Source organism: Hyphobacterium sp. (assembly GCF_965228115.1).
Lineage (GTDB): Bacteria > Pseudomonadota > Alphaproteobacteria > Caulobacterales > Maricaulaceae > Hyphobacterium.
In genome coordinates this window covers 2,048,029-2,074,369 of record NZ_OZ245794.1, presented here as the reverse complement: position 1 = coordinate 2,074,369, position 26,341 = coordinate 2,048,029, and the positions used below count along the sequence as shown (strand labels likewise).

Sequence of the window (26,341 nt, the reverse complement as noted above, 5' to 3'; positions counted from 1 at the left end):
AATGAAACGCTACCGTTACCGGCGGCTGAGCAAGACGCCAATGCCGGAGCCGCCAATCGGCGAGTCACCGGAAAATCTGCTTAAGGACAGAGCGCCGCAAGCCCTGTTTGAAGACGATGTGGCATCGCAACGCCTTTTCAATCGGGCCGCTCTGGACCAGATGGGCGATTATTCCAACGTCATTCTCGCGTCTGATTCCTTGCGGCCAGCCTGGGCAGAGCCCGGCGATCTGGTGCATGTCCGCCGCGGCGCGGAAGACGCGCAAGCCATCAGCGAAGCGGTTGCGAAAGCAAAAGGCTGATAGCCGAATTGACAGACGCGCGAGAGGTTCGTAAATCCCGCGCCCTGTTACCTGCCCAGGTGGCGGAATTGGTAGACGCGCTAGCTTCAGGTGCTAGTGCCCGTATGGGCGTGGAAGTTCGAGTCTTCTCCTGGGCACCATTTTCCAACGCTAAAGCGTTGTAAAATAATGCCCATCGGGAACTGGCAACCCCCTCCAACCATCATCGCGACCATCAATTGAGCTTGATCTCGCTCTTTGACACCGCCAAAACAACCTGAACGGTTGTTTCTAGCGGGAACCAAACATGGCGCGAGAAAATACTCTTATCCTTGGCGCATTGAACGTCGCCGCCCATCCGCATCCGACTGGCATCTATCGGGATGTTTTTTCCAGATCGGCTGATGTCGAGATAGACTACTGGGGCCAGCAAAAGGCCAAGTTGACCAAGCCACAGGACCGTGGAGAAGGTTTTTTTCAAGGTCGAATTCTAATCTGGACGGAAATTGATAGGACCAAACCCGGCATAAAGAAATCCAGCAACACTGAAGTCTCTTATGACGAGTTGGACGTAAGTATCCCGCGCGATGTCGGCTTCAACCTTCACGCCCATGTGTATACCTTCCGAGAAAGCGACCATACCTTCTTCTTCGAAGTGAAAAACGAGCGCGGCGACTCTTTATCGCCTTCAAGGGCGAAACGCATTCTGGACCGGGTGTTTGCGAAAGTGCTGTTGGAGAGCGAAACGCAGGTCGACTGCACTGTCGTTCCACGTCGCGGTGCAGTCGAACACGTTCTGGCTCTGCCGGTTATATGGGAATTGGAACTTCAGATAGTTCGGCCAAATAACGATGTTGGTGAATATCAAGACTTGCTTGATGATCTGGATGGGCAAGGGGTTTCGCGGCAGAAATTGGTATACAAGGCCGCAGACAGAAAGACCGGTATTAAGCCCAACGACAAGACAAAGGGTCTTGCTGCAGTAGCGGCCATGAACGGAAAAGTTACAACAAAAGGCAAGGCTGATGGAGAGAAAGACCAACGATCTACTGAAGCGTTGCCAGCAACTTTCCCAACTATTGTGGAAGAAGATCAAAGCTTTGTGGAGCGCGCTCTCAGCTTGGCTCGTAACATCATTCTCTGACAGAAATTTTGTTCAGGGATATAAATCATATTGGCGGCTATATGGTGGACTTCGGTCGCTCTTGTTTTCTCCTTATGCGATTATTTCGCTGGGCCTGACCCTTCTAATGAGCCGTGCCGCTGCCCAGCGGGATCAAAGCGGGTCGTTTCTATGGCCTGACATAGGCCTTGCCATCCTGCCTAGCCTCCTCGGATTTACGCTCGGCGGTATGGCGATCTTGTTGGCCGTTGCGGGCACGGAACAATTCAAACGGATATTTGGCGAGGGCAAAGATGACTCCTTGTTTGTAAAGGAGCTGGCATCAATGTTTCATTTCGTTTTTATACAGTCGGTCGCAATTATAGTATTCATTGTAGTGAAATATAGCGACATGATTTTCATATCGTATATTGGGTTTTTCTTATTGATCTACAGTCTTTCCATGGCGATATCCCTAGGGATGCGATTGTTCATGCTGGGCCGTGTGCTAAATGCGCTGGCTCGTCAGCGGCCGCGCGCCCATGTTCCTTTCAAGGACCGCATCAATCGCCAATGAACGCCCTTTTCACGAAACACCATGCCCACTATTTGGCCCACCACATCACGCTGGCGGGTCTGGATAAGGATGCGTTTGCGAAATCGCTTTCGTCAGCACGCGTGGATATGAACCCGCATCAGGTTGAAGCTGCCCTGTTCGCATTGAAGTCACCATTGGCGAAGGGTGTGGTGATCGCGGACGAAGTCGGTCTGGGTAAGACCATCGAAGCCGGAATGGTGATCGCCCAACGATGGGCTGAACAACAAAGACGAATTCTTCTGATTGCCCCGGCGTCTTTGCGAAAGCAGTGGGAACAGGAATTGGCGGAGAAGTTCTCAATCCCCAGCACGATCATCGACGCAAAGGTCTATCGGGATTTGCTCAAGAAGGGCATCAAACGTCCTTTCCATGATACGCAGGGCGTGATCATCGCCTCATACGAATTCGCAGCTGGAAAAGAAGAAGAAATTCGTCCGGTTCCGTGGAATCTGGTCGTGTTCGATGAAGCCCACCGGCTTCGGAACGTATACAAGAAAGGCGCTTCAAAGCGAGCGACCGCCCTGCGGGATGCCCTGAAGAACCCTTTCAAGATATTGCTGACCGCCACGCCGTTGCAGAATTCACTGATGGAATTGTTCGGCTTAGTTTCCGTCATTGATGAGACCCACTTTGGCGGCCCGAATTCCTTCCGGGTTCAGTTTACGGGCGTGGGGACAAAGCCAGAGAACCTTGAACGGCTGAAAGCCAGACTGGCACCGATCTGTCACCGCACGCTTCGACGACAGGTTCAGGAAGCAGGTCACATCAATTATACGGCCCGTAACGCCATCACATTCAATTTCGACCCGAATGATGATGAACGGGAACTCTACAACAAGGTGTCGACATTCCTGAAAAGGAACGACACGGTCGCATACGGAGACCGGGCGAATGCACTTGTTGTCTTGCAGGTCAGAAAGATACTCGGGTCATCAACCTTTGCCGTTACCCATTATTTGCGGCGCCTGATTCAACGATTGGAGCAGCGTCAGGAAGTCAATACGTCGATCATTGATGATCTCGATGATTTTGATGACATCATTGAAGAATATGGCGGTGAATTCGACTCCTTCGATGATGGGCTTGAGTCGTTGCAGCCAGATGATGATGACCAACCAGAATATGTTGATCCGGAACGACTGCAGGCAGAAATCGATCTTCTGAAAGGCTTTCTTGAACTTGCTGAAAGCATTGGCCGCAACGCGAAAGGCGACGTTCTGAAATCACGTTTGCCTTCGGCCCTTGATGAAATTGTGCAGAAGGGTGGTCAACGCAAAGCCGTGATCTTCACCGAAAGCGTTCGGACTCAACACTATCTTGCGAAACTTCTCGAACAGAATGGTTTCAACGACCAGATTGTCCTTCTGAACGGGTCGAACAGCGACCCTGATAGCCGCGCGATTTACGCTGCGTGGAAGGAACAGCACAAAGGCACAGACAAGATTTCCGGATCGAAAACCGCTGACATGAAGCAGGCACTGGTTGAAGCCTTCAAAAGCGATGAGAAGTCCATATTCATTGCAACAGAAAGCGGTGCTGAAGGTATCAACCTGCAATTCTGTTCAATGGTGGTGAATTTCGATCTCCCATGGAACCCGCAACGGGTCGAGCAGCGGATCGGCCGTTGTCATCGATATGGCCAAAAGATCGATGTGACTGTGGTCAACATGTTGAACCTGTCGAACGCGGCCGAGAAACGGATTCATGAATTGTTGGATGAGAAGTTCCGGCTGTTTGACGGTGTGTTCGGGTCCAGCGATGAAATCCTTGGTTCGATAGAAAGTGGGGTCGACTTCGAGAAAGCTGTTCTGGACATTGTCCAGAATGCCCGGGACGATGCGCAGATTCAGCTGGAATTCGACCTGCTGAAAGAGAAAATCCAAGATCAGATCGATGCAGAGATGCAAGCCGCACGGGCGAAGGTCCTTGAAGAACTTGATCAGGCCGTTGTTTCCCGCCTGAAGGACAGCGAACTGGACATCAATCAATCACTTAATGACTTCACACGGCGCTTGTTGACCGTCGCCAAAGCGGAATTACCCGATGCCGTTTTCCCTGATCCCGGGGGCCAACGGTTTGAATATAACAACAAGGTCTATACGACCCAGTGGCCAATCGCCGACGAGAATGACTGGCAGTTCTTCCGTTTATCCGACGGCAATCTCGCGTCCGAAGTTGTGGACAGGGCGAAGGGCTATGACCTTACCAATCAGCCTGCCCACATAACATTCCTGCCTGATCAATACCCCTTCGCGGGTCAGATTGTTGACGTGAAGAATTTGAAGGGGCGTTCCGGGTGGATGCTGGCGGCCAAGGCCCGTATTGATACGCCAAATGCGGTGCGGGAAGAGATGATTACCGCATGCATCACCGACGATGGTGAAGAGGTTCAGGCTGACACAGCTGACCGCATGTTCTGGGTGCCAGCAAAGGGTTCAAAGCCTGCAGAGGGGGCACGACCCATGCAGCTTTTACAGTCGGTTCGCGATCAACAGTTCCAGAAGTTTTCCGATCAGGTGAATGCCGAAAACGCCGTCTGGCTGGAAGAAGAAGAAATGCGGCTCGATGAATATGCGCAGGATTTGGAAACCGAATTCAAAGCCCGCATCAAGGATGTCGAGGAAGAAATCAAGGAACTGAAGAAACAACGCCGGGCGGCAGGCCTGCCCATGGAAGAGAAGCTGGCCTTGGGGAAACAGATCAAGAAGAAGGAAGGCGAAAGGGATGATCTCGTTCTCAGCCAATATGATCAGCGACGTAAAATCCGTCAGCAGGTCGAAGAAATGCTCGATGACGTAGCAGATGGATTGAATCGGAAGCCGATCATGCAGGATTTGTTCGTAATCCGCTGGTCAGTGGGATAAACAATCCTATGCAGTCACAACCGGATAATAGGGCCGCCCCCAATCTTCACCGGCATTGTCCATCATCAAATCAATGAAGACCGGCACCAGCCATCCAAGTATCCGAACCCCGTCGCCAACCTGATCCCGGTTCACCGAACTGCGACATGTGGAACCGCCGTGCACAAGCTGGTTTCGAAGCACGTAAAGGCGGTCGAAGACAATCTCCAATACGATCTGGGCATCCCCCTTTTCGATTGCCGTGCGGGCTCTGTTTGCCGCTAAGTCGAAACGCGGCTTCCAGCTGTTCTTGTCTGCCGACCGCTGCGATTTCCAGAATGGTGAGAAGACATATGGATTATCCAGCAGCACCCGGATCGGCCCGCTGAACTTCTGCCAGATTGCCCCATATATTCGCCGATTTGAATCAGCCAACAGAAGCGCTGAAAAGTAATCCCGCAATAGCTCCCTTTCGCTCAACGAAACATCTGCATCTTCCGGTAATTCACCGGCATAGGCGGCATTGAACGCAATCCAGTAAAAAATGAATGCGCCATCAAGGTCGTCCTGATCTACGGCTTCTTCAGCACGGCCAACCCAACTAAGTGCCCGGTGAACCCGCAGGCCAAGTTCGTCGGAAAAACCTTCACGAATAGCTTTCTGCTTTTCTCTCAGAAATATGTATCGTGCTTCAACTGCGTCCATGATCGCCACCCAATTGCTAATTGGCAGACTATGAGCCTTCTGCAATTTGAACATTGCAGATTGGAAGACACAAAATGGATATCACATTTTTCGAAGATGAATTGTTTCGTCGATGGAATGAACGGAACCGGCAAAATGGGGAAAGACATATCGTCAAAGACGGCGTCATTTCTCCACCCGACTATAATGCTTCAGCGCTGAAAGTGGTCTTTGCACTAAAAGAGTTCAACGACCCCTTAGGTGATGGCGAGGCCATCGATTATACCTACGAGGAAAGTGATATCCGTCAGTTTGTTGGCGAAGACGGAGGGCGTCCAGCAACGTGGGACAATCTGGCTAGGTGGGCAATCGCCTTAAGAAGCCTGATTGAAGGCAAGCCTGTTCCATTTGACGAATTGCCACCTTCTTCATCCGAGATGCGGAGATCGAATTTGAAATCGGTAGCCGCAGTCAACGTGAAGAAAATCGCGGGCCGCTCTAAATCCGATTATAAGACTATCGTGGACGCCGCAAAATACGATGCTGGTCTGCTATTGGAACAGCTACGAGCATACCAACCAGACATCATCGTTTGCTGTGGAGAGGGCGTTTATGACGGGCTCAAGGGCTTTGTATTCGCCAACGAACGCATAACGAACTTGCCGATCATGCCGGGAAACTTCCACTCGTTCATCGTGAATGACCGGACAACTGTTGTTGATTTCTGGCACCCCCAGTATCCGGCGATTGAAGATCAAGACATGTATCAAAAGTTTGTCGAAGTCGCGCGGATTGCGTTGGCCAAGTAAGCCAATCTATCTGCCCCGAGTCTGCCACAATTATTCCGATTGTCGCGACTCATGGCCAAATACAATTTCGCCGAAGATGATTGGTTTGATGATTCTGAATCCGTGTCGCCGCGGGTTTCAAGCAGTCTTGAACTTGTTGCAGGCGACTGGGCTACTCGCCTCGCGATGGCTGACCCCTTCCCCCATCGGGAAGCACTTTCAATGTCAGCCGCCTGCCTTCATACCATGGTCATTGATGCCATTGATCAGGGCGATTTCTCACGAATTCAGATTGGTGCAGCGTCAACATCATGGAGGTGCCGGGTCCGGAGTTGGTCAGACCGTTTCCCGCTGCTTTCACCGCAATTCATCAAGAAGATGGTTTTACCGATGTGGTCGGAAGCAGGGTATCAGTCACTTTTGACAATCAGCTCCTGCGAAGTGTCTGCGAAGCTACTCAGACACAGGCCAAGAATTGACGAAGATCGGGTGATTTGTGTTGCAGGGCTTCCCGTAGGATTGCGCCTGACAGAGATAGTCGAGTTAGCGCCTGAACCATCGCTAACAAGGCTCATGGGGCGATTGTATAACGACTGTTCCGACAAATACGGATTCATGGAAAAGTTGATTAAAGCACGAGATGTGGAAGACCTCTGGGATAAGGCACGCGATCACATAATAGATAACAAGATCGTCTTACCTAAAGGTCCAGACTTATTGTCTCTAGGCCTTAAACAGCTCAGAACCATGACCGATTTTCATGTCGCTGGCATGGAGATGAATAACTGTCTTTCAATGCGTTATGATCCGGCCGCTGTTGGAAAAGAGGCCTTCTACACTGGGTTGGTAGATGGCTGTCAGATCGCTATTGCGGTCAGTCGCGATCTTAGCGGCCAACTGATAGCGACCGAAATCGAAACCCATGACAATGTAGAAGTTCCAGAGAAGATCATAAATAAACTGTCAGCCATGCTTTTTCGAAAAGGCATTACTGTAAAACTTCAAGAGCAATGCCCCGAAATAATTGAAGTAGATAAACATATGGCCGACATAAGAAAATGCAGCCGAGATGTTGAGGATTCTATTTCAGCTTTATTGGCATTATCCGATGATCGATAGCCAAGTTGGCGACAAACTACAGTTGATTCACAAACGCGACCAACCGCCTGCAGCCATCTTTGTCAGGCAAGCCATTGTTACCCATGGTGCAGACAACGCCCTTTGATACTGCCTCGTCTCGACCATGCACCCACGAAACCGTCGGACCATTGGCGTTTTCTTTGATGGCAATGATCTCCAGCGTTCCTGACACCCCTATCACCGACATCATTTCCTTGACCCATGGCGTCGCTCTCGGGTCTCTGCCACAGCCGCTTATACCAAGCACCGCTGTGGACAGTGACAGAACACCTGACAGCTTGATTCCGTATTCGGAAAGCGTGGGATCAACTTTCATCAGCTTCAGGGCAGTCGCTTTGTTTAAAGCTGCGCTGTGCCAAGGTATCATTTCAATCTGCCGGACGCCGGAGAAGCCCGCATCCTTGGCAATCGAAACCATTTTCTGAATTCGCGCGCCCGCCGGATGTCCTGCCAACAGTTCAACATACTTCTGCGACAATGACTGTTGCGCCGCATGATAGGTTTCCGCAGTGTCGCGAAGCCCAACCTTGATCGCTTCCCGGGTTTGAATGTCCATGGGACCACCGGGATTGGTCGTCAAAACGATCAAGGGATCAGTTTGCGATCCGAATTCCAGATACGGTTCCGGGCAATGGTCTGGCGAAAAGGTCTTCCATAGCGATGGAACGCCGGGTGGATCGCCATTCAACCACCGCCGGAACAGCGTTTCGCAGTAGTCTTGGTAATCTTTCCACCCTGATGCCATGTCAGCAATCCATTGCGGGCGAATAACCACACTGCATTGCTTTGACAATGGCCCGGGGCGTTAGAACCGTGACGCTCTCGGCAATACGGCCTTCGAATTCAGAATAACCTTCGAATGACCACAGCAAATATCCGCCTTGCGTGATCAGGACTGGCTTTCCCGGCTCGGGTTCGATGAAAGTCCCGAACGGCAGTTCGTTAATGTCCGCCTTGTGCGTAACCTGTTCTTTTGAAAACGAATTCACGCGATCCCGATGGAGAACTTTATTCATCTGGTCGGGTTTCGGTCTTTCGCCGAATTCAGGAAAGGCTTTCGCAAATGCGATTTGGAATTCCTTATAAGCTCGGTGCCGACAGGTGCCGCACGGCCGGTGCCCAGCGGCAAGGGCAACAGCTTCATCGGTGAAGAAAAGCTCGGTGTAGTAGGTCGGCGTCATCAGTTCGCGCTTCCAACCCTTGAATTCAAGCTGACAGGACACCCACGCCTGATGCGCCCAACGCTTTGCGGTTAGTTGCCCCTGATCATCATGAATGCAGCCACGGTTGCCCATAAGACTGCCTCGCGCGGGGTTCGCGACAATTTCACCATATGGCGTAACCCGGTTCTGTCTTGGCATGCCTAGTCCTCGGCGATATCTGCATCTGTGTATTTGGCGACCGCCCAGATGAAGCTTTGGACATCGACATTATCGGCAGGTTTCAATGCTGATATTTCTGCCTTCGTCTCATTCGTCAGATCGATAAGGCCTTCATACACGTCAGCCCCGATATCGGACGAATAATCATGGGCAAACCTGTTTCCGACCCTGTCAGCAAATCCCGTGGCGACCGTTGGCTTCAGGAACATGTGTTCATCTGGTTTCCAAAGGAAAGGCAGATAGGTAACCAGCGGCCATGACTTGCGATCAATATCGATTGCTATCGCTGTCATCTTTGATAATCCGGCAGCAACATCACCTGCGGTCATTGCCGCTGCAGCAGAGATGAAATCTCGCCCCCGTTTGCTGCGAAGAATGTCCCGCAGGGTTATGGACTCCGATTTGAATAGCAGATTGGTGTGAACGGCTTTCAGGACGGCTTCCGGATCGACATCGCCTGACAATGCCTTTTCAAGGGGTGCGACAGACTTCAGTTTTTCCATTGCGGCGATCTTGTAGTCGCGCTCCTTTGACTGATATCGGGGGTCCGCAAAGCCTTGAGGGAAGATTTCCCGGAACCGGTTGATGGCGCCATTGTAGCCGAAATACTCAGCTGATTGTTTGCCGGTCTCGACGACCAGACGTTCCCACAATTCATCGACATCATCGCCGGACAAAATGGCGGAGCGGGTCTTGGCATCAATGAAAGCGATGCCCTGCAAGCCCTTGGCTGTCTCAACGATCCGCAGGGTGTATTTTCCCAGACGTCCTTCCTTGATTGTTTTCACCATCTAATCGTTTCCTCCGCCCTCTGAAATCCAACCCACGTAAAGCGGAATGCCGTGTTTGGCCGGAACCTGAAACAGTTCATCGGGGCGAACATCATTGACGCCCAGCCAACGGAAGAACTCGGAAAAGTCATTGAAGCCTGCATCTTGATTCGAGAATGACTGAACAACCATGACTGCAGCAGCGGCGTTGAACCGTTCGGCTTCGATGCACGCCGCTGCTGTGCGGTGAACCAATTGATATCGCAAATGGTGAGGTAGAGACTCTGTTGCGCCGATGATCTGAAGCAGGTCATCCAGTCTTTTGCCCCCTGCTGCTGAAGTTTCCTGTAACCATTGACCTATGAGCTTTCCGAAGGGTTCTCGGACCTTCGCTTCAACGCAAAGCGCGATGACACCGCTTTCACAGCGGACAAGGGCGAATACGTCGGTCTGTGTCGGCTTATAACCATCAGGAAGGCTGGTTTTCCATTCGGGCACGGCGAGAAGAAGCTCTGGGTCATCGAATCCATTCGCCGCCAGAATGGCGGAGACACTGTCAGGCAGTCCGGCATGAGACTCCCATTGTTCCGCAACCATCATCGCAGAACGGCCCGGTTTCCAGTGAAGATCGGGTTTTCCCAGCAATCGCTTCCAGCTTTCGGGATCGAGTGTGGGAACAAGAATCCTCTTTTGCGTTTCGGCAGGCATCAAGCACCACCGGAGAAACGCTGACGAATGAATTCCTGAGCTTCGCGGCCGGATAGTTCGGCTGTTGCAGCACCGGTTCGCACGTAGAAACGATGTTCCTTGCCATCTTTCACATAGACCGGCGAACGGCCCGGATCGCAATCGACGCACAAGACGCGCGTGTCTTCGTAATCATCGAACCGGGGGTGGATGTAGAGCATGTAATCCGCCCCGATCCGGTCTCGGATCAGGTTGATCAAATGGAGATACATCTTGTCTTCATTCGGGAACTTGTCGGCATCAATTCCTACTGGCGAGCCATCATCGGCAACGCCGATCACAAGAGAACCCCCACCCCGGGAATTGATGAACCCGGCAATGGTTTTCAAAACCCCCAATTCCATCCGCTGATCATTCTCGTTGGTGTGAAGGTTCACCCGCAGAGTGGATTTGAATTCGGTGGTTGATGTTTCCCCGTCGCTGATCAGTTCAGCCAGTTCTTCGGTTGTCCGTGTTTCGTCCGATAACGATTCACCGCCCCGAAGCTTGTTGAAGGCGTCTCGTATAACTTCGGCGATCAGCTCCCGGCGCTTCTGCAAGAAGCTTTGATAGTCCATCCGGAACCAGCCATCCGGCAGGGCATGCCAGTAATACATCTGCTGAAGCTTCTTCGACTCGATGCTGTCTTCAAACTTTGGCGCATAGTCAGATGGTGCCTTGTTTCCCATGCCGGAATTGTCATGCCATTCGACGATGGCAAAGTTGGCGATCTGGTTCTTTTCCCGGTTATCGGTAATGCCGATGGAGTCGAGATAGTCCTTCGGAAACAGATGATGCAGTTCGGAAGCCGCACGCGGTGCCTTCACGCCCGCATCGAAAAGGTCAGACGTTTTCTGGTCTGAATAGAGTGCCGTCGCATCGAGGATGTTCAGCGAAGCGAAATAGGCATATTGCGACGGGCTGCGGGAAGACGAAGTGGCAAGATCGGACGGCAAGTTCGTGGTGAAGAAGTCACCGGTAAGCGTCACACGGAATACGCTTTCCACGAATGCTGCGAACTGTTCCGCTGTCTCGACCTGACGAAGCCGTGCCAGATCAGATTCCATCTGGGATTCCGGCGAACTGGAATACCGCGCGGTCAACGAACTCATGAAGAACCACGCGGCAATCAACTTGCGCAGTTCGCGTTCATCGACACGGAATTCGGTCTTGCCGATCAGGTAGAGAATGTATGCGAAGATCAGGCTGTTCTTTGACGTGATCATCTTCGCGCTTCTGAACCCGGCTTCGCGCACAGCTTTCAGAAAGTCGTGCCAGTATTGCAGGTTCAGGACCTTGGCCTGCGCTTCCTTGAGAATGTCGAATTGCTGTTCAGACGCATCCCTGTCGAATTCATCTGTCGCTACGTTCTTGCCACGGAGAAGCGAATAGACCGACTTCAAACGTGCACGACGAAAGGCGACACCAACACAAACACGAAGAAGCTGATCCGGGTCAGGTTCGATAAAGGCATTATACGGTGATGGTCCGCTCGTGCTTGGCTGGCGGGCCGCTGCACAGAACTTCTCCAGTTCAGCCCGGCCTTTATCCCAGAAGACCGACATCAGGGTCAGAATGAAGTCAGCCTGATTGAGCTTCTTACCTTCTGAGTTGATGCGAACAAAAACATCGGAAACCGCTTCTTCGTCAACGGATGCTGACAATTCCAAGGCGGTAAAGGGATACTTATCCAGCTGACTCAACCGCATGATCGAGTCTTGAATTCTCTTCTTTTCAACAGGAGATAGCTCCTGAACGGAATTCAACTTTTCGATATGATCGCCAGCCAGTTCAAAGATGTTCGCATCGGGTGCCCACAGAATGGAAATGTTAGGGATGTAACGAGGATCACGGCGGATTGCGGCATCGGCGACTTCAAACTTCTCGTTCAGCGGGTCAAAGGCGATCTCGATATTCTCCGCCTTATAGTTCTTCCGGATAACGGATGTTCCGGTCATGACGGCATAAAGCGATGTCAGTCTTTGTTGCCCGTCGACGATCAATAATCGGGCTGGTCGTTGCTTGGCATCTTCGCCAATAGCCTTTGACGATGTGACTTCAGCAGGCTCCCAGAAAAGAAGGTATCCAACCGGGAAGCCTCGATACATGGAGTCGAACAAGTTCCGGACTTTCACATTCGGCCAGACAAAGGGCCGCTGAAGGTCAGGAAGGCCAATGTCCCCAGATTCGATCTGGTCGATCAGCCCCCGAAGTGTTGGATCGACCTTCCGGTATACCGTGCTCATTGAATATCTCCCCGCAATACACCGTCAGGTTAGACCGCTATTCGCATGTAAGGGAAGGGCAATCGGGAATATTGCCTATTTCGGTTTAGCTGGCGAATTCCACCTGATCGTGTAATCGTTGCAGCATGACGTTCAGGGAATGCAACAGTTTCTCATTTGACCCAACATACGGACCGCACCATGCGGGCTGCCGGACCAACTAGGGCTGTCTTTCATGTTGACCGAGGGGAAGCTGGAACACGGATATCCATTCGCCTTGGACCTGTTCATCGACGGATACGAAGGTCCAAGAAGGTTCCGAAGGTTTTTCCTTCGCCAATCCGGATGGCTGAAAGCCGTCAGGGTCCGGCTGGATACACCGGTGCAGTCATGGTCCGAAACCCTGTTCGCTTGCATCACGGATGACGGGTTCACGCTGAAAAGCTTCCCGTCTTCATTCCTGACAGCGATGCCAACATCCGCGCCGATGGAAGTGGAACACCTGCCCCCGGAAGATGATCTCGATGAACTGATTGACGGGTATTACTGGGATTTTCTTGGCCGGTGCGACCGCTATTGCCAACAAATTCTGGATCAAGCCCATGCCGATGCAGATCAGATTGTCCGGCAACACGAGAAGGCGCTGGACCGGTTGAACCGGCAGATAGATGGTAAGTTGAAGGTCATTCGCCGCCAGCTGCGTGATCAATTGCGCCGGGCTGACTGGCCTAATCTGGAAAACAAGAAAGCCCGGCTGAAGCACATGGCGGAACAATTGCCGCCGATATTCTTGGAAAGAATGCGTAAGGCCCGTCGAACGGTTGATGAAGTGGAAGAGCTGGCCTTGTCGTCCATGGGTTATGAAGGCGAACTGGAAGAGCTGTTTACCGTCTACTTCCGGGTTCGGAATCATCGGTCGAGGAGATTCCGTGATTTTGTCCCGCGACACTTAATTCCACCGGTTGAGGTAAATCCGACAAGTATTGATGGTCACATTTACCGGGCCGCGTGTCTTAAGGCGTCTAATGAGACCGTTTATTGGCCAATGGTGGATTTGGAACACTACCTAAACGAAGCCAACTCGACAGAACTGAAAGCTACCGCTTTCACAGTGCCGACCGAAATTGACCATATTGCCGGGCATTCAGTTGAACCATCACGTGACAAAGTAATCCGGATTTACGGCGACTTTGATTACTCAAAGATGTATCGGTCTATTACTCAAATATTGAATGAGTTGCGGGCACCCGAACATGATTTCTTCTGGAAGTATGGCGCTTGGACAGAAGATATAGTTTTATGGACCACCTGTGTAACGGGCCCCCACCTTGCAATCGAAGCCGCGATTGGATTCGCAAACTATTGTTTGGGCCTTAATGTTGATCCACAGTCTTTTCGCGGCTATTTTCTTCGAAAGCGGTTGATAGACCGTCTATACTTACCAGATCGCGACATTCTTCAGGATGCTCGAGTCCCAACACCTTCTTACATAATTGATCGAGTCTCGAACGTGGTGGATGGCAATCCAAGAAGCGGTGAGGACGCAGAATTCATAAAACCATTGATAGATGTGATTTTAAATTATTGCATCAACAATGCAGTGAACCCCAAAAAACTGTATGGTGGGACGTATTCGGTTACTTATGATGTGATCGATCCTATTCATTTCGAAAAAATATCAGATCGCGCCGGAATAATTCCTGTCGGTGATGAAATCATTCGTTTGGCAAAAACGGTCCTCGAAGGGTCTGCTTGTTATGGTGGGGAAGACCAGCTGGACCAAGATATGTTGTTCTCAGCCAATGATGGCGACCAAGGGGCGCCAGCAGAAACGACGACGATCATTGAAGAAACAGAATTTCACCGGCTGCAGGAAGTCGATGCCAAACGGGAGCTGGAGGCATCTAGGCGTTCCAATACCGAAACCGCAAAGATTCCAGACACCGATGAATTCGATGAAGAAGAATTCCAACGGATTCTCGAACGGGATGCCGCACGTGAACTGAAAGCACTCGCGGAGAAGAAGGCAAGGGCTGCTGGTAATGAAATTGTTGGCCCATTTTCACTCCAAGATAAGCGGGAATTGGCCGCGGCAAAGGCTGCGTTTGAGCTTTGCCGCATGATGGAGAAGAGTCCTGATGAACTTTTATCATTCAGGATCGATAAAGATGGTCGTTTCTACCGGCCCGGTGACGCCCGCATTCCCACTGACACTGTTGAAATCGACCCGCTGATCATTGCCTTCGTGAAAGACATGATGAAGCTGCGGCCGCAACGCATGGTATAGGCATGTGATCAGGGCGGATCACGGGAAGAGACAAGACGCATGGCGGAGAAGACGAAGCTGGAACTGACATGGATCGGGAAGAATGACCGGCCGAAGCTGGAACCCCGCATCCTGATCGAGGACCCGGAGAAGTCATATCACGCCAGTGAACGCCAATCCGATTCCGACATTTTCGATAATGTCCTGATCCATGGAGACAATCTTCTCGCCCTGAAAGCGCTGGAACAGGAATACGCGGGCAAGGTGAAATGCATATACATCGATCCTCCTTTCAATACCGGTCAGGCCTTTGAACACTACGATGATGGGCTGGAAAGCTCTATCTGGCTTTCGCTAATGCGTGATCGCCTTTTGCTCCTGAAGAGCCTGTTGAATGATGAAGGCGTTATCTGGGTCCATCTTGATGACAACGAAGTGCACTACCTTAAAGTATTGATGGACGAAATATTTGGGCGTAATTGCTTCGTAGCTTCGGTGTGTTGGAGGTCGGCAGATTCGTCAAATAATGACGCAAAACAATTTTCAATAGACCACAATACTATACTTGTTTATTCGGCATCGGAAGGTTGGCGTTCCCGCGAACTAGCTCGAACTGAAGCCGCAAACGCACACTACAAGAACCCCGACAACGACCCGCGGGGGCCTTGGTTTCAAGGCAATTTGTCATCACCCAATCCGCGAGCAAATCTTCGTTACGAGATCACATCGCCACAAGGGCACATTGTTGAACCACCGGCCAATGGATGGCGTTGGGGAAAAGAACGAATGACGGAAATGATCGAAAGCGGAGAAATCGTATTTGTCGATGATGGAAAACGCATCATGCGAAAGACCTATCTAGCTGATCAGAAAGGTTTGTCACCATCCTCGCTTTGGCACGACATCGAAGACACAGGACACAACCGACAGGCAAAATACGAGCTAAAAAAGTTATTTCCGGGAACGCCTACGTCAGAACTTTTTAGGACACCTAAGCCGGAAAGGCTCATACAGAAAATTCTCAATGTCTCCACTGACCCCGGCGATCTGGTTCTGGACTCGTTTGCCGGTTCAGGAACAACCGGTGCTGTTGCCCACAAGATGGGCCGCAAATGGATCATGGTTGAACTGCATGACCATTGTCATACCCACATCGTTCCACGAATGAAGAAGGTGATCGACAGTGATGATCCCGGCGGCATCACGGATGCGGTGAACTGGAAAGGCGGTGGTGGCTTCCGTTACTTCAATCTGGCGCCATCTCTGCTGGAACAGGACAAGTATGGAAACTGGGTGATCTCCAAGGAATACCGGCCTGAAATGCTGGCCGAAGCCATGTGCAAGCATATGGGCTTTACCTATGCTCCCAGCGATAATCCGGAAGAATACTGGAAGCACGGGCATTCAACGGAAACGGACTTCATCTACGTTACTACCCAGTCCCTGACCCATGCTGCCCTGACCAAGATATCTGATGATGTCGGTCCAGACCGGTCCCTGTTGATCTGCTGCAAGGCGTTCAAGGCCGAAGCCGACAAGTTCGACAATCTGACCATTGTGAAAATCCCGCAGACCATTCTTCGCAAGTGCGAATGGGGCCGCGATGATTACAGCCTGAATGTCTCCAACCTGCCCATGGCGGAACCGGATGACCCCGATGCCGACCTTCCCCTGTTCTCGGAACCGGAGAATGCGGGATGACCATCAAGACGAAACTGGAACTGACATGGATCGGGAAGAATGACCGGCCGAAGCTGGAACCCCGCATCCTGATCGAGGACCCGGAGAAGTCATATCACGCCAGTGAACGCCAATCCGATTCCGACATTTTCGATAATGTCCTGATCCATGGAGACAATCTTCTCGCCCTGAAAGCGCTGGAACAGGAATACGCGGGCAAAGTGAAATGCATCTTCATTGACCCGCCTTACAATACCGGGAGCGCTTTCTCCCATTACGACGACGGCTTGGAACACTCAATTTGGCTGGACCTGCTTTACGAGCGGCTTGCTGTCATGAAGCGGCTGCTACGAGATGACGGTTCAATTTGGATTACCATCGACGATAACGAAGCACACTATCTGAAGGTTTTATGTGATGAATTATTTGGTCGGCAAAACTTCCTTTCCGACATCACTTGGCAAAAACGGTATGCGCCGTCGAACGACGCTCTTTATATAAGTCAAAATCACGATCACATTCTTTTGTATTCGAAGAATAAAGAGCTGTTCAGGGCAAACCCAATTCCAAGAAATGAAAAATCGAATAAATCATATAAAAACATTGATAATGACCCGCGCGGCCCATGGATGTCAGATAATTATACCTGCAACAAGAGCGCCGATGAGCGCCCAAATCTTTACTATCCTATAAAAAATCCGCATACGGGCGAGGTGATTTGGCCCAAAAAAACCCGTGTATGGGGTTATGGCGAAGATGCATTCAAACAGCATGTTGCTGATGGACTCATTTGGTGGGGCAAGGATGGGCAGAACTCGGTTCCACGCTTCAAAAGGTTTTTGAAGGATAAGGGACGTAAGCCAGATTCTGTCTGGCTATGGGAAGAAGTCGGCCACAATCAGGACGCTAAGCGCGAGCAACTTAGATTGTTTCCGGAGAACCCTTTCTCCACGCCAAAGCCGGAGAAGCTAATAGAGCGCGCCCTTACTATCGCGACCAACCCCGGTGATCTGGTTTTGGATTCCTTTGCCGGTTCAGGAACAACGGGTGCCGTTGCCCATAAGATGGGCCGCAAATGGATCATGGTTGAACTACATGATCATTGTCACACCCATATCGTTCCGCGGATGAAGAAGGTGATCGACGGGGACGATCCCGGCGGCATCACTGAAGCCGTTCAATGGAAAGGCGGCGGTGGTTTCCGCTACTTCAATCTGGCCCCATCCCTGCTGGAACAGGACAAGTATGGAAACTGGGTAATTTCGAAGGAATATCACCCAGAAATGCTGACCGAAGCCATGTGCAAGCATATGGGCTTCACTTATGCGCCCAGCGATAATCCGGAAGAATACTGGAAGCACGGGCATTCAACGGAAACGGACTTCATCTACGTTACTACCCAGTCCCTGACCCATGCTGCCCTGACCAAGATATCTGATGATGTCGGTCCAGACCGGTCCCTGTTGATCTGCTGCAAGGCGTTCAAGGCCGAAGCCGACAAGTTCGACAATCTGACCATTGTGAAAATCCCGCAGACCATTCTTCGCAAGTGCGAATGGGGCCGCGATGATTACAGCCTGAATGTCTCCAACCTGCCCATGGCGGAACCGGATGATCCCGATGCCGACCTGCCGTTGTTCGCTGATGCTGAAGGAGCCCCCGAATGATTTCCGACGACAAACTGCTCCGCCAGATCAGCCAGCGCTTGTCCTTGCGCAAACCACAGGAAAGGTCGCTTGAAATCCTGTGTGATGTCGTGAACCGGATTGAATTGGCCAAGGATGTTGATCTGGATGCCGCGCTTGCCGCCATTCAGGCCGAATATGAAACCGTGCATGACTTTGAACGGAACTTCCCGTCGCTTTGTTTCGCCCTTGCAACCGGCGTTGGAAAGACCCGGCTTATGGGCGCGATGTGCGCCTTCCTGTTCCTAAGTGGGCGATCAAAGAACTTCTTCATTCTGGCCCCCAACACGACGATATATGAGAAGCTGATCGATGACTTCTCGAACCCGTCATCCCCGAAATACGTGTTCAAGGGCATTTCCCAATTCGCCCAACAGCCGCCGATCATTGTGACCGGTGATACATGGCAGGAAGGCCGCGGCGTGAAGATGCATGACCTGTTCGGGGGGGATGCCGTCATCAACATCTTCAATGTCGACAAGATCAACAAGGACAAGGGGAAGGTTAAGCGTCTGCACGAATATATCGGTCAGTCATATTTCGATTATCTGGCTGAACTGCCCGATCTGGTCCTGATGATGGATGAAGCCCATCGTTACCGGGCGAAGGCTGGGATGAATGCCGTTGCTGAACTGAAACCGGTTCTCGGCATTGAAATGACGGCAACCCCGAAGACAGTAGGTGCCAGATCAACCCCCTTCCAGAATGTGATCTTTGATTATGGCCTCGGGAACGCGATGGCCGATGGCTATGTGAAAGAACCAGCCGTCGCAACACGGGCAGATTTCCGGAAAGAAGACTTCTCGGCCGACCAGATCGAACAGATGATGCTGGAAGATGCCGTGCACGTTCACGAGAACCTGAAGGCCCAGCTGGATGTCTATCACCGGGAATCCGGAAGACCCTTGGTCCATCCCTTCATCCTTGTTGTGGCACAGGACACCACACATGCATCAGAACTGCGGCAGAAGATCGAAAGCGATGACTTCTTTGCAGGCCGATACAAGGACCGCGTGGCCGAAGTGCATTCCAACACGAAGGGTGAGGAAAGCGATGAAGCCGTTGAACGTCTGGTAGGGCTGGAAACGGACAATCGCACCGAGATCGTGATTCACGTCAACAAGCTGAAAGAAGGCTGGGACGTGACCAATCTCTACACCATCGTGCCCTTACGGGCGTCTGCATCGGATATCCTGACGGAACAAACCTTGGGCCGCGGCCTCCGTTTGCCATATGGGGAAAGAACCGGGGATGAAGCCGTCGATACGCTGACGGTGATTGCCCATGACCGTTTTGACGAGGTCATCCAAAAGGCCCGCGAGGACCAGTCCGTCGTTCAGCTGAAGCAGATAAAGATCAACCGGGATGATGTCGGCAACCGGAAGGCACGCGTGGTTGAAGCCCCCAGCAAGGCTGAAAGCATTATCTTCGGCACGGCCCCGGGAATCGATGAAGCGGAAGGTGTCGAGGAACCGAAGCAAACACCCCTGTTCACGACAGATGCCGAACAACAGGCTGCACGAGCGGCGATAAGGGCCATTCAACGGCAGGAAAGCAAAGTCCAGTCGATCAAGGACCTTTGCGACCCTGAACGGAAGATGGAAATCCAGCACGAGGTTGAACGCCATATCCGCAGTTCACGCGATCTGGTGGACCAGATGGATGATGAGCCCGATGCGAGAAAGATCACGGATGCTGTTCTTGAAGCCATCATCAAACACACCATCGAGATTCCGGAAATTGTTGTCATCCCCACACGGGATGTGACTTTCGGCTTCAACGATTTCGATCTATCCGGTCTGGCTGACAAAAGATGGCAGCCCATCGGTGACAGTATTCTGATCAGGAATATCAGGACTGAAACCCAGCGGTCCCTTGCCCGCAACATTGATGGTCCGACCGAGGAACGGCTTGAGAATTATCTGGTCCGGTATCTGATCGAACATGACGAGGTCGATTACGACACGCAGGCTGACCTGCTTTACAAGCTGGCGGGGCAGATGATCGACCATCTCCGGTCCTATCTGGATGATGAAGATGATGTCGAGAATGTCGCGCTGGGTCATGGCAAGGCCATTGCAGACCTGATCTTCCAGCAAATGAAAGAACATTACTGGGAAACGCCAACCGATTATCGGGCCCGTGTGACGAAAGGTTTCCGGTCATTGGAAGCACAGGCCTTCAATGCCACCCAGCAGGACCGCAAGAAGGATTTCAGGAAACCGATCACGCCGAAGTCAGACACCAAGAAGTATCTGTTCGGGGGCTTCAAGAAGTGCGGTTATCCGATCCAGAAGTTTGATTCCGATGCTGAACGGCGCTTTGCCGTTTTAATCGATTCCGACCACGAACCATCGGTGATCAGCTGGATCAAACCCGCCGCAAAACAGTTCCAGATCGAATACCTGTCCGGCCGGGGATATGAACCCGACTTTGTCATTGAGACCGACACGGAGAAACTGATCGTTGAAGTGAAGGCCCGGAATGAACTGGATGACGAATTGGTTCAGGCCAAGGCCCGTGCCGCACAGAAATGGGTCGAATACGCCAATGATCACGCAGACGACGTAGATGGAAAGCGATGGGCTTATCTGATGATCGCCGATGACGAGATCAAAGAGAATTCAACGTTGGCTGGGCTGAAGGGAATAGTTCGCTAAATTATTGATATTGAACATATTTCTGACACATTTACCGTATATGGGAAGATGTCGGCGAAGAGGACACCTTGACCGACATCATTCATCAAAATTCAAGTTCAACTAAGAAACCTGTTCGGGTTTCCCATGCATTGGCATTGCTGGCTGGCGATCTCGCTTGTGAAATTGCCGTGCATTGGCCTTTCCCGCATACCGGCTTTCTGGAACGGTCTTCGCCGTGGATGCACATAGCGGGCATGGTGATCGCCAACGTGATAGCCAGCAACCGTAACGCACGCGTGGCATTCGATACGACGTATTGCTGGAAGGCCGGGGCCGAATTTGCTGATCCCCGCTTCGACGCGAATAATCGCAGCGTTCTGAAATCACTATCGCTGCCAATGTGGACGAAGCGCCAATACAGGCTTCTTTCAGACATCCTTGAATGCCCGAACAGCCTGAAGGTGATGAAGCATCAGGCGGTGATTTCACCGCGGTTGGTGACCATCCTGCATGCCTTGCCACAGCCTTTCAGGGTCGAAGCCATCATCCGACACGTTCACAACGAAGATGATGCCAACATTCTGGCCCGGATTGCTTCGGCCGACGGTGAGAAGGCTTCTGCTTTGTTGTCGAAGTTGTCTTCAGCAAGCAGCGAGAAGGACTTCTGGAGCAAGGCGTCATCATTCTTTCTGGACAGGTGTGTTCAGTTTCCCATTCCGCCGCAGATTGATGACCCCCGGATTGCAGCCATTCATTCTATCGATGAACTGCGGTCCTTCGGAATTGAAATGCGTTTGTGCCTTCGGAACCTTCTTGGCGAAGCGCTTTCTGGTGAACAGGCCTTCTATCTTTTCAATGGCAGCGAAAAGGTTGTGGTATCGATTTCACCACGCATCGGATGCAATCCAGTAATCGACCATATGAGTGCGCAAGATAACAATCCGGTTCCGGAATGTGACCGGGATGAAATTGTAGCCGTTTTCAAGAAGGCTGGAATTCGCGACGAAAGCAGGTTCGTCGATGACTGGCCATCGGAACTGGACCGCCGTCTTAACCGGCTGGGATATACCCGTGGGTCAGAACCGGATGAGAACCTTTATTCAAAGATCAATGACCTGATTGATGTTGGCTTGCGGGGGCCTGACGCAACCGCCATCAGCCGATCAGACGAACAGCATGTTGCAGATGGGAAGCCAGCATCGGCTTGATACGCATGAAATGTTCAATTGTCCTCGCATGGAAGGTTTCACTGGATACTGATTCAAAGCCCTTCACGGGTGAAACATGATCTGGCTGGATCAGCTCGATAACATGATTGCCTTCCGGTCCAATGTGGTATCGGGTCACCATGAACCCTTGGTATCGGGCACAGAATTGACCTTTCCCATAGGGGATAATCTTGCAGCATTTCTCACTGAAAAACTGATGTAGATGATTGCCTACATCTGTGTCTATTTCGAACAGATCAGGATGAAGGGTAAAGGGAGGAAACATGATCTATTTCCTTTCTTCCATAGGAAACAAACTTCACGGGCTCGGCGCGTGAAGAGAAACGGAGGATTCCAATGGCTGACGCGTGCTATCCTTACAGACCCGCACGCACGCTTCCTGCGCCGGAAGCTATCAGCCGTCCGGAATAACCTAACTTTTGCAATAAGTTAGGGCTTTACCCTATAGCCATAGGGTCGATTGCACCGCTGCAGACGGTGCGATTGGACACACTACATGGCCGTGCAGCGCGCCAATCCGGGAGGGTTTCTATGGCCTTAGAAAAGCCCCTCCCGGAAACTGGTGGTGGCATACGCGCCGGGTTCCTTCGTCGCGTAATTGACCGCTTTTTTCCGGTCAGATTCAGCCGGAAGATGACAAACATCCACGTTCACGTTTGACCAGATTTTCCTGAACATCCGTGTCAGTTTTTGCTCGGCATCGGTCTTGGTTTTTTGCGGCTGGATTTGCCGGGTTCCGTTCGCAAAGAATACGCCGTGAATGTGCGGACCGACATATCGCTGGCCGTCCTTTGAGCGGGTTTCAATGCAGAACAACCCCCTGCCTAGGCCCGCCTTGCTTCCTGCGTATTTATGGAAGGATCGCTTGCCAAGAACGGTCTCGTTCACGGCGTTCCAGCAGTGGTCCAATGAATTATGTATAAGCGGATGGAGCGTTTCTCGCACCGCTTGGCCTTTTTCATATGCAAGGCCTTTGTGAAATCCGATGGAAACCAGAAACGCATGATCGGACTTAACATTCGAATTGAATGTCTTTTCCGCATGCGCGCGATGATCCGACCATTGCTTCAGATCGTGGCGCGCATCTCTTCGCTTCAGGAATTCTCGCCCCTTCATGATCGCACCCCTTTACGTGCTTCGATGAACGCCGTGATCTCGTCGGGGTAGAAGCGGATCGTTCGTTCTGTGATGTAAACGGGCTCAGGGAAGCCGGGCTCCTTGCGGAGCCGTTGCAGGGTCGACCTGCTGACATCCATCATTTTTTCCACTTCCCGCGGGGAGAGCAGATAGGTGATCGGCATGCGAAGGCTATCATTGATGGACATCCCTTACCCCCTGTTCCCTACGGGGCCGAAATCCATTGGATTCGGAAGAGTAGTTGATTTGCCCAACCCATAATCGGTCAGCTGATCAATGAAGGCTGACCATCGGTTCATCATTGACCTGCGGCCGTCAAGATAGCGGGCTCGATTGTATGCTCCGCGAACGGAATTGTTTGGCTCGTGCGACAACTGGATTTCTATCCAGTCCCAGTTCCAATTCATCTCGTTCAGCAAGGTGGACGCAGTTGACCTGAATCCGTGTGCGGTCATCACGCCTTTGTATCCGAGCCGCCAAAGCGCTTGGTTCATTCCATTCTCGGAAATCGGGCGATCAGGATCACTCCAAGCCGGAAACATCCATTCGCTGTCAGTCTTGGCCCGATGTGTTTCAAGTAGCGCATAAACGGATACGGAAAGCGGCACTACATGGTCACGTTTCATTTTCATGCGTGCAGCTGGAATTACCCATTCAGCATTCGCGAAGTCTACTTCATCCCATCGCCCCTTACGAAGTTCCGAGGGTCGAAGGAAAGCGTGCGGTTGAACAGTAAGCGCCATGCTTATGGATTCCGAACCAGACCGACGCGCCACCGACGCCAGTAGGTCTGGAAGGGCCGCATGATCGATGATCGCCGGATGATGAACGTGCTCTGCCTTTGGTAGAATTAATCCCAATTCTGCGGCGGCGTTGGTCGGAACTTCGCCTTCAAGGACAGCAATCCTGCAGGACCGTTTCAAAAGCCCCGCCGCGCGACGGGCCTTGTCCCGGTGTCCCTTGGCAATGAATTTCTTTATCTGGGCGACAAATTGCTTCGGTTCGATGTTCTTGATCGGTTCAGCCAGCAGGGCCTGATCAAATTCGTCTTTCAACCACTGGCGCTTCTTGATCGTGTTGGCTGACATTCCGTCCTGCTTGGCCAGCTCGATTTCATCATCGATATATTCGGCCAGCGTCTTTCCTGCACTCTGAACCTTATGCCCGGCGGAAACCGTTCGTGGATCAACACCTCGCTGAAGGGCAATGCGCAAGCCCGCGACGATTTGCCGGGCTTCAGCCAGAGAAATCGCAGGGTATTGGCCAATCGTTATCGAATACTGCCTGCCATTTCTTCTATAGTTCCACTTAAAAGTCTTTCGTCCGGAACGATAGACAACAACGACAAGGCCGTCGCGGTCCGAATACTTTATAAAGTCCTTTTCCGTCGGAACCGATAAAGATCGTATCTTGGATTCTGTAAGCATCAACGCCTCCGTTGACGCTCAATTAGTTACGGCTAGACTTCGCGTCAAGCCCATTTGTATAATTTTTTCAATTATTTATTGCAAGTATATTTGTCTTTATTATTCATTGCTACACTTAAGGAATACTGTTGACTTGAAGGTTATATTTCCAATGAAAGTATTGACGCGTGCTCTTTATCTATCGGACGCAAATGTTGCGGTGTTAACACTGACTGCTATTGCATCCGTATTCTCTGACATTTACTGCGGACTCGGCGGCCGGATTCAGCGCAGCGAACCTGCCGTTACCAACGCGCGACCATCATTGCGACCAGCAGATGCGTGGGCAAGCATGAACATGTGTGATACGATCTGACTTTCGAATTTACGGCTTTTTCAATGCACTGCGGTCTAATTGAACCGATTGGAACCGGATTGACACAAGACTGGTGCGGCCTCTCCTGGGCACCAAACCTTGGAACCTAAGTAACGGTAACACCAAGGCCTTCTACGACGCTTTGAACCGCTCTCGGTACACACACGGTACACGAGGGCGACGGTGTCACTCAAAATATCCTACCTACATTCGCGCGCTGGGCGGCTTTATTTTCGTCGGCGCATTCCTGATGAACTTCACGCGCTAGCGGGTCAGCGAGAGTGGAAACTGTCTCTAGGCCTAAACGTGGGCCAAGAGCGTGAAGCGAGCAACAGAGTACTGGAACTGGTCGCACAGACTGACGCGGCGCTGGACAGGCTCGTCTCAGGCATTCCAACAACGCTGACGCTAAGACGAACAGCCCAAGCCAATGCTCATAGCCTGATGACGTTCACAGAGGCTTTTGAGCTTTACGTTCGCCACAAGCCTGAAGGCGAACTAGGGAAGGCCGAAGAAACGGCGTTCCAACAATTTCTGGAGTGCATCGGCGACCGGCCTTTGGCGGAGATTGATCGCCTGTCGGTTCGTCAATGGATGGCTTGGCTTGAAACTGAGCGCGGTCAAAGCGCAGCGACAATCCGGAGGCGGCTTACGTCTGCAAAGGCGGTATTCAATTTTGCGCTGGATACCCTTGACCTTCCATATCGGAATCCGTTCGCTCGCCAGAAGGTGAAACAACAGGCTCCACTAAGGCGGCTGCCATTCCATACGTCTCACCTTGCTCTAATCGACAAGTGGGTTGCTCGTGTCAGACCGGACAACGCGACAGGCCTGATTCTTAGATTGCTGAAGGGTACAGGCTGTCGACCATTGGAGATTGGCGGCCTTCAGGCGGCTGACGTGGATTTGAATTCAGAAACTCCGCTGATCCGTATCCGGCCGAACCCTCGAAGACGGCTCAAGACCAACAGCAGCGAGCGGATTATTCCGATAGTGGGCGACACGCGGGACGCGGCCAAATTGGCACTGGAGGCCAGCTCTGGTGATTGGTTGTTTCCCGCTAAATGCGCCCAAACAGAGTTGCTCTCAGCAAGATTGAACAAGGCTATTCGGGCGTCGGGCGTGCCCCATAGTCCAGCGCTTACCGCTTATTCCTTTAGGCATACTTTTGTGGAGGCAATGAGAAGAGCATCGATCAGGCCTGAAATCGTACGCCTTATCATTGGACATCAACGATTGAGCATCACGGAAAAATATGGAGCAAACTTCTACGAGTTAAGTGAGCTTGCAGAGGCAGTCGAGATGTCCACCCCGGAGTTAGGGCGCGTTTCTGAATCAAATTTCTGAGCAATTTCAGGCTGTTTTTCTGGCGGTCTGATTAA

The 26,341-nt window shown here is 51.7% G+C and carries 21 protein-coding genes and 1 tRNA gene; 13 read left to right on the top strand and 9 right to left on the bottom strand.

All coding sequences use genetic code 11. The features are described 5' to 3' along the window. Position 1 precedes the first annotated feature (1 nt). The 5 genes from ACO079_RS10725 to ACO079_RS10705 all read left to right on the top strand — a co-directional run bounded on the left by ACO079_RS10725 (position 2) and on the right by ACO079_RS10705 (position 4,844). The gene (locus tag ACO079_RS10725) at positions 2–301 is read left to right on the top strand and encodes a hypothetical protein (protein ID WP_421789902.1); all 300 of its coding nucleotides are present in this window, start codon (positions 2–4) and stop codon (positions 299–301) included. A 53-nt stretch (positions 302–354) separates the two neighbouring features. Beyond that, positions 355–441: transfer RNA gene (locus ACO079_RS10720), tRNA-Leu, on the top strand. Positions 442–587: 146 nt separating this feature from the next. Then, the gene (locus ACO079_RS10715; RefSeq protein ID WP_421789900.1) at positions 588–1,424 is read left to right on the top strand and encodes a DUF4747 family protein; all 837 of its coding nucleotides are present in this window, start codon (positions 588–590) and stop codon (positions 1,422–1,424) included. 106 nt (positions 1,425–1,530) lie between these two features. Next, positions 1,531–1,959, top strand: a complete 429-nt coding sequence (locus ACO079_RS10710; RefSeq protein ID WP_421789898.1) for a hypothetical protein — start codon at positions 1,531–1,533, stop codon at positions 1,957–1,959. Beyond that, entirely contained in the window at positions 1,956–4,844 is a 2,889-nt protein-coding gene (locus ACO079_RS10705; RefSeq protein ID WP_421789896.1) for an SNF2-related protein, read from the top strand. The genes ACO079_RS10710 and ACO079_RS10705 overlap by 4 nt, the downstream gene beginning before the upstream one ends. A gap of 6 nt (positions 4,845–4,850) precedes the next feature. Here ACO079_RS10705 and ACO079_RS10700 read toward each other — a convergent pair whose 3' ends face one another. Continuing rightward, positions 4,851–5,528 carry a hypothetical protein gene (locus ACO079_RS10700; RefSeq protein WP_421789894.1) on the bottom strand — a complete coding sequence of 226 codons (678 nt, stop codon included), beginning with the start codon at positions 5,526–5,528 and terminating at the stop codon, positions 4,851–4,853. Between the two features lie 74 nt (positions 5,529–5,602). Here ACO079_RS10700 and ACO079_RS10695 point away from each other — a divergent pair, with 74 nt between their 5' ends. Continuing rightward, on the top strand, positions 5,603–6,316 hold the full coding sequence (locus ACO079_RS10695; protein ID WP_421789892.1) for a hypothetical protein: 714 nt from the start codon (positions 5,603–5,605) through the stop codon (positions 6,314–6,316). 51 nt (positions 6,317–6,367) lie between these two features. Beyond that, a complete protein-coding gene (locus ACO079_RS10690; RefSeq protein ID WP_421789890.1) occupies positions 6,368–7,414 on the top strand; it encodes a hypothetical protein in 1,047 nt (348 codons plus the stop codon). Positions 7,415–7,430: 16 nt separating this feature from the next. Here ACO079_RS10690 and ACO079_RS10685 read toward each other — a convergent pair whose 3' ends face one another. The 5 genes from ACO079_RS10685 to ACO079_RS10665 all read right to left on the bottom strand — a co-directional run bounded on the left by ACO079_RS10685 (position 7,431) and on the right by ACO079_RS10665 (position 12,559). Further along, positions 7,431–8,180: a hypothetical protein gene (locus ACO079_RS10685; RefSeq protein WP_421789889.1), complete on the bottom strand. Its 750-nt coding sequence runs from the start codon at positions 8,178–8,180 to the stop codon at positions 7,431–7,433. 1 nt (position 8,181) lies between these two features. Beyond that, positions 8,182–8,730, bottom strand: a complete 549-nt coding sequence (locus ACO079_RS10680) for a hypothetical protein (RefSeq protein ID WP_421789887.1) — start codon at positions 8,728–8,730, stop codon at positions 8,182–8,184. Positions 8,731–8,798: 68 nt separating this feature from the next. After that, entirely contained in the window at positions 8,799–9,608 is an 810-nt protein-coding gene (locus tag ACO079_RS10675) for a hypothetical protein (RefSeq protein ID WP_421789885.1), read from the bottom strand. Beyond that, a complete protein-coding gene (locus ACO079_RS10670; protein WP_421789883.1) occupies positions 9,609–10,295 on the bottom strand; it encodes a DUF6946 family protein in 687 nt (228 codons plus the stop codon). After that, positions 10,295–12,559, bottom strand: a complete 2,265-nt coding sequence (locus ACO079_RS10665) for a GmrSD restriction endonuclease domain-containing protein (protein ID WP_421789881.1) — start codon at positions 12,557–12,559, stop codon at positions 10,295–10,297. The genes ACO079_RS10670 and ACO079_RS10665 overlap by 1 nt, the downstream gene beginning before the upstream one ends. A 214-nt stretch (positions 12,560–12,773) precedes the next feature. On the opposite strand from ACO079_RS10665, the gene ACO079_RS10660 reads away from it, so the two are divergent. The 5 genes from ACO079_RS10660 (at position 12,774) to ACO079_RS10640 (ending at position 22,019) form a co-directional block, all read left to right on the top strand. Next, positions 12,774–14,825 carry a hypothetical protein gene (locus ACO079_RS10660; RefSeq protein WP_421789879.1) on the top strand — a complete coding sequence of 684 codons (2,052 nt, stop codon included), beginning with the start codon at positions 12,774–12,776 and terminating at the stop codon, positions 14,823–14,825. 39 nt (positions 14,826–14,864) lie between these two features. Beyond that, positions 14,865–16,505: a site-specific DNA-methyltransferase gene (locus ACO079_RS10655; protein WP_421789877.1), complete on the top strand. Its 1,641-nt coding sequence runs from the start codon at positions 14,865–14,867 to the stop codon at positions 16,503–16,505. Continuing rightward, entirely contained in the window at positions 16,502–18,151 is a 1,650-nt protein-coding gene (locus ACO079_RS10650; RefSeq protein ID WP_421789875.1) for a site-specific DNA-methyltransferase, read from the top strand. Before ACO079_RS10655 ends, ACO079_RS10650 begins: the two co-directional genes overlap by 4 nt. After that, a complete protein-coding gene (locus tag ACO079_RS10645) occupies positions 18,148–20,829 on the top strand; it encodes a DEAD/DEAH box helicase (RefSeq protein WP_421789873.1) in 2,682 nt (893 codons plus the stop codon). The genes ACO079_RS10650 and ACO079_RS10645 overlap by 4 nt, the downstream gene beginning before the upstream one ends. A gap of 68 nt (positions 20,830–20,897) precedes the next feature. Next, positions 20,898–22,019 (top strand): hypothetical protein, encoded by a 1,122-nt coding sequence (locus ACO079_RS10640; RefSeq protein WP_421789871.1) that lies wholly within the window; start codon positions 20,898–20,900, stop codon positions 22,017–22,019. A 558-nt stretch (positions 22,020–22,577) separates the two neighbouring features. Here ACO079_RS10640 and ACO079_RS10635 read toward each other — a convergent pair. From ACO079_RS10635 to ACO079_RS10625, 3 genes are read right to left on the bottom strand one after another with little or no spacing between them, the layout of a single operon-like run. Further along, positions 22,578–23,156, bottom strand: a complete 579-nt coding sequence (locus ACO079_RS10635; RefSeq protein ID WP_421789870.1) for a hypothetical protein — start codon at positions 23,154–23,156, stop codon at positions 22,578–22,580. Continuing rightward, on the bottom strand, positions 23,153–23,365 hold the full coding sequence (locus tag ACO079_RS10630; protein WP_421789868.1) for a helix-turn-helix transcriptional regulator: 213 nt from the start codon (positions 23,363–23,365) through the stop codon (positions 23,153–23,155). Before ACO079_RS10630 ends, ACO079_RS10635 begins: the two co-directional genes overlap by 4 nt. A gap of 3 nt (positions 23,366–23,368) precedes the next feature. Beyond that, positions 23,369–24,604 (bottom strand): tyrosine-type recombinase/integrase, encoded by a 1,236-nt coding sequence (locus ACO079_RS10625; RefSeq protein ID WP_421789867.1) that lies wholly within the window; start codon positions 24,602–24,604, stop codon positions 23,369–23,371. Between the two features lie 538 nt (positions 24,605–25,142). Here ACO079_RS10625 and ACO079_RS10620 point away from each other — a divergent pair. After that, positions 25,143–26,306, top strand: coding sequence for a tyrosine-type recombinase/integrase (locus tag ACO079_RS10620; protein ID WP_421789865.1), 1,164 nt, complete (start codon positions 25,143–25,145; stop codon positions 26,304–26,306). Positions 26,307–26,341 lie beyond the last annotated feature (35 nt).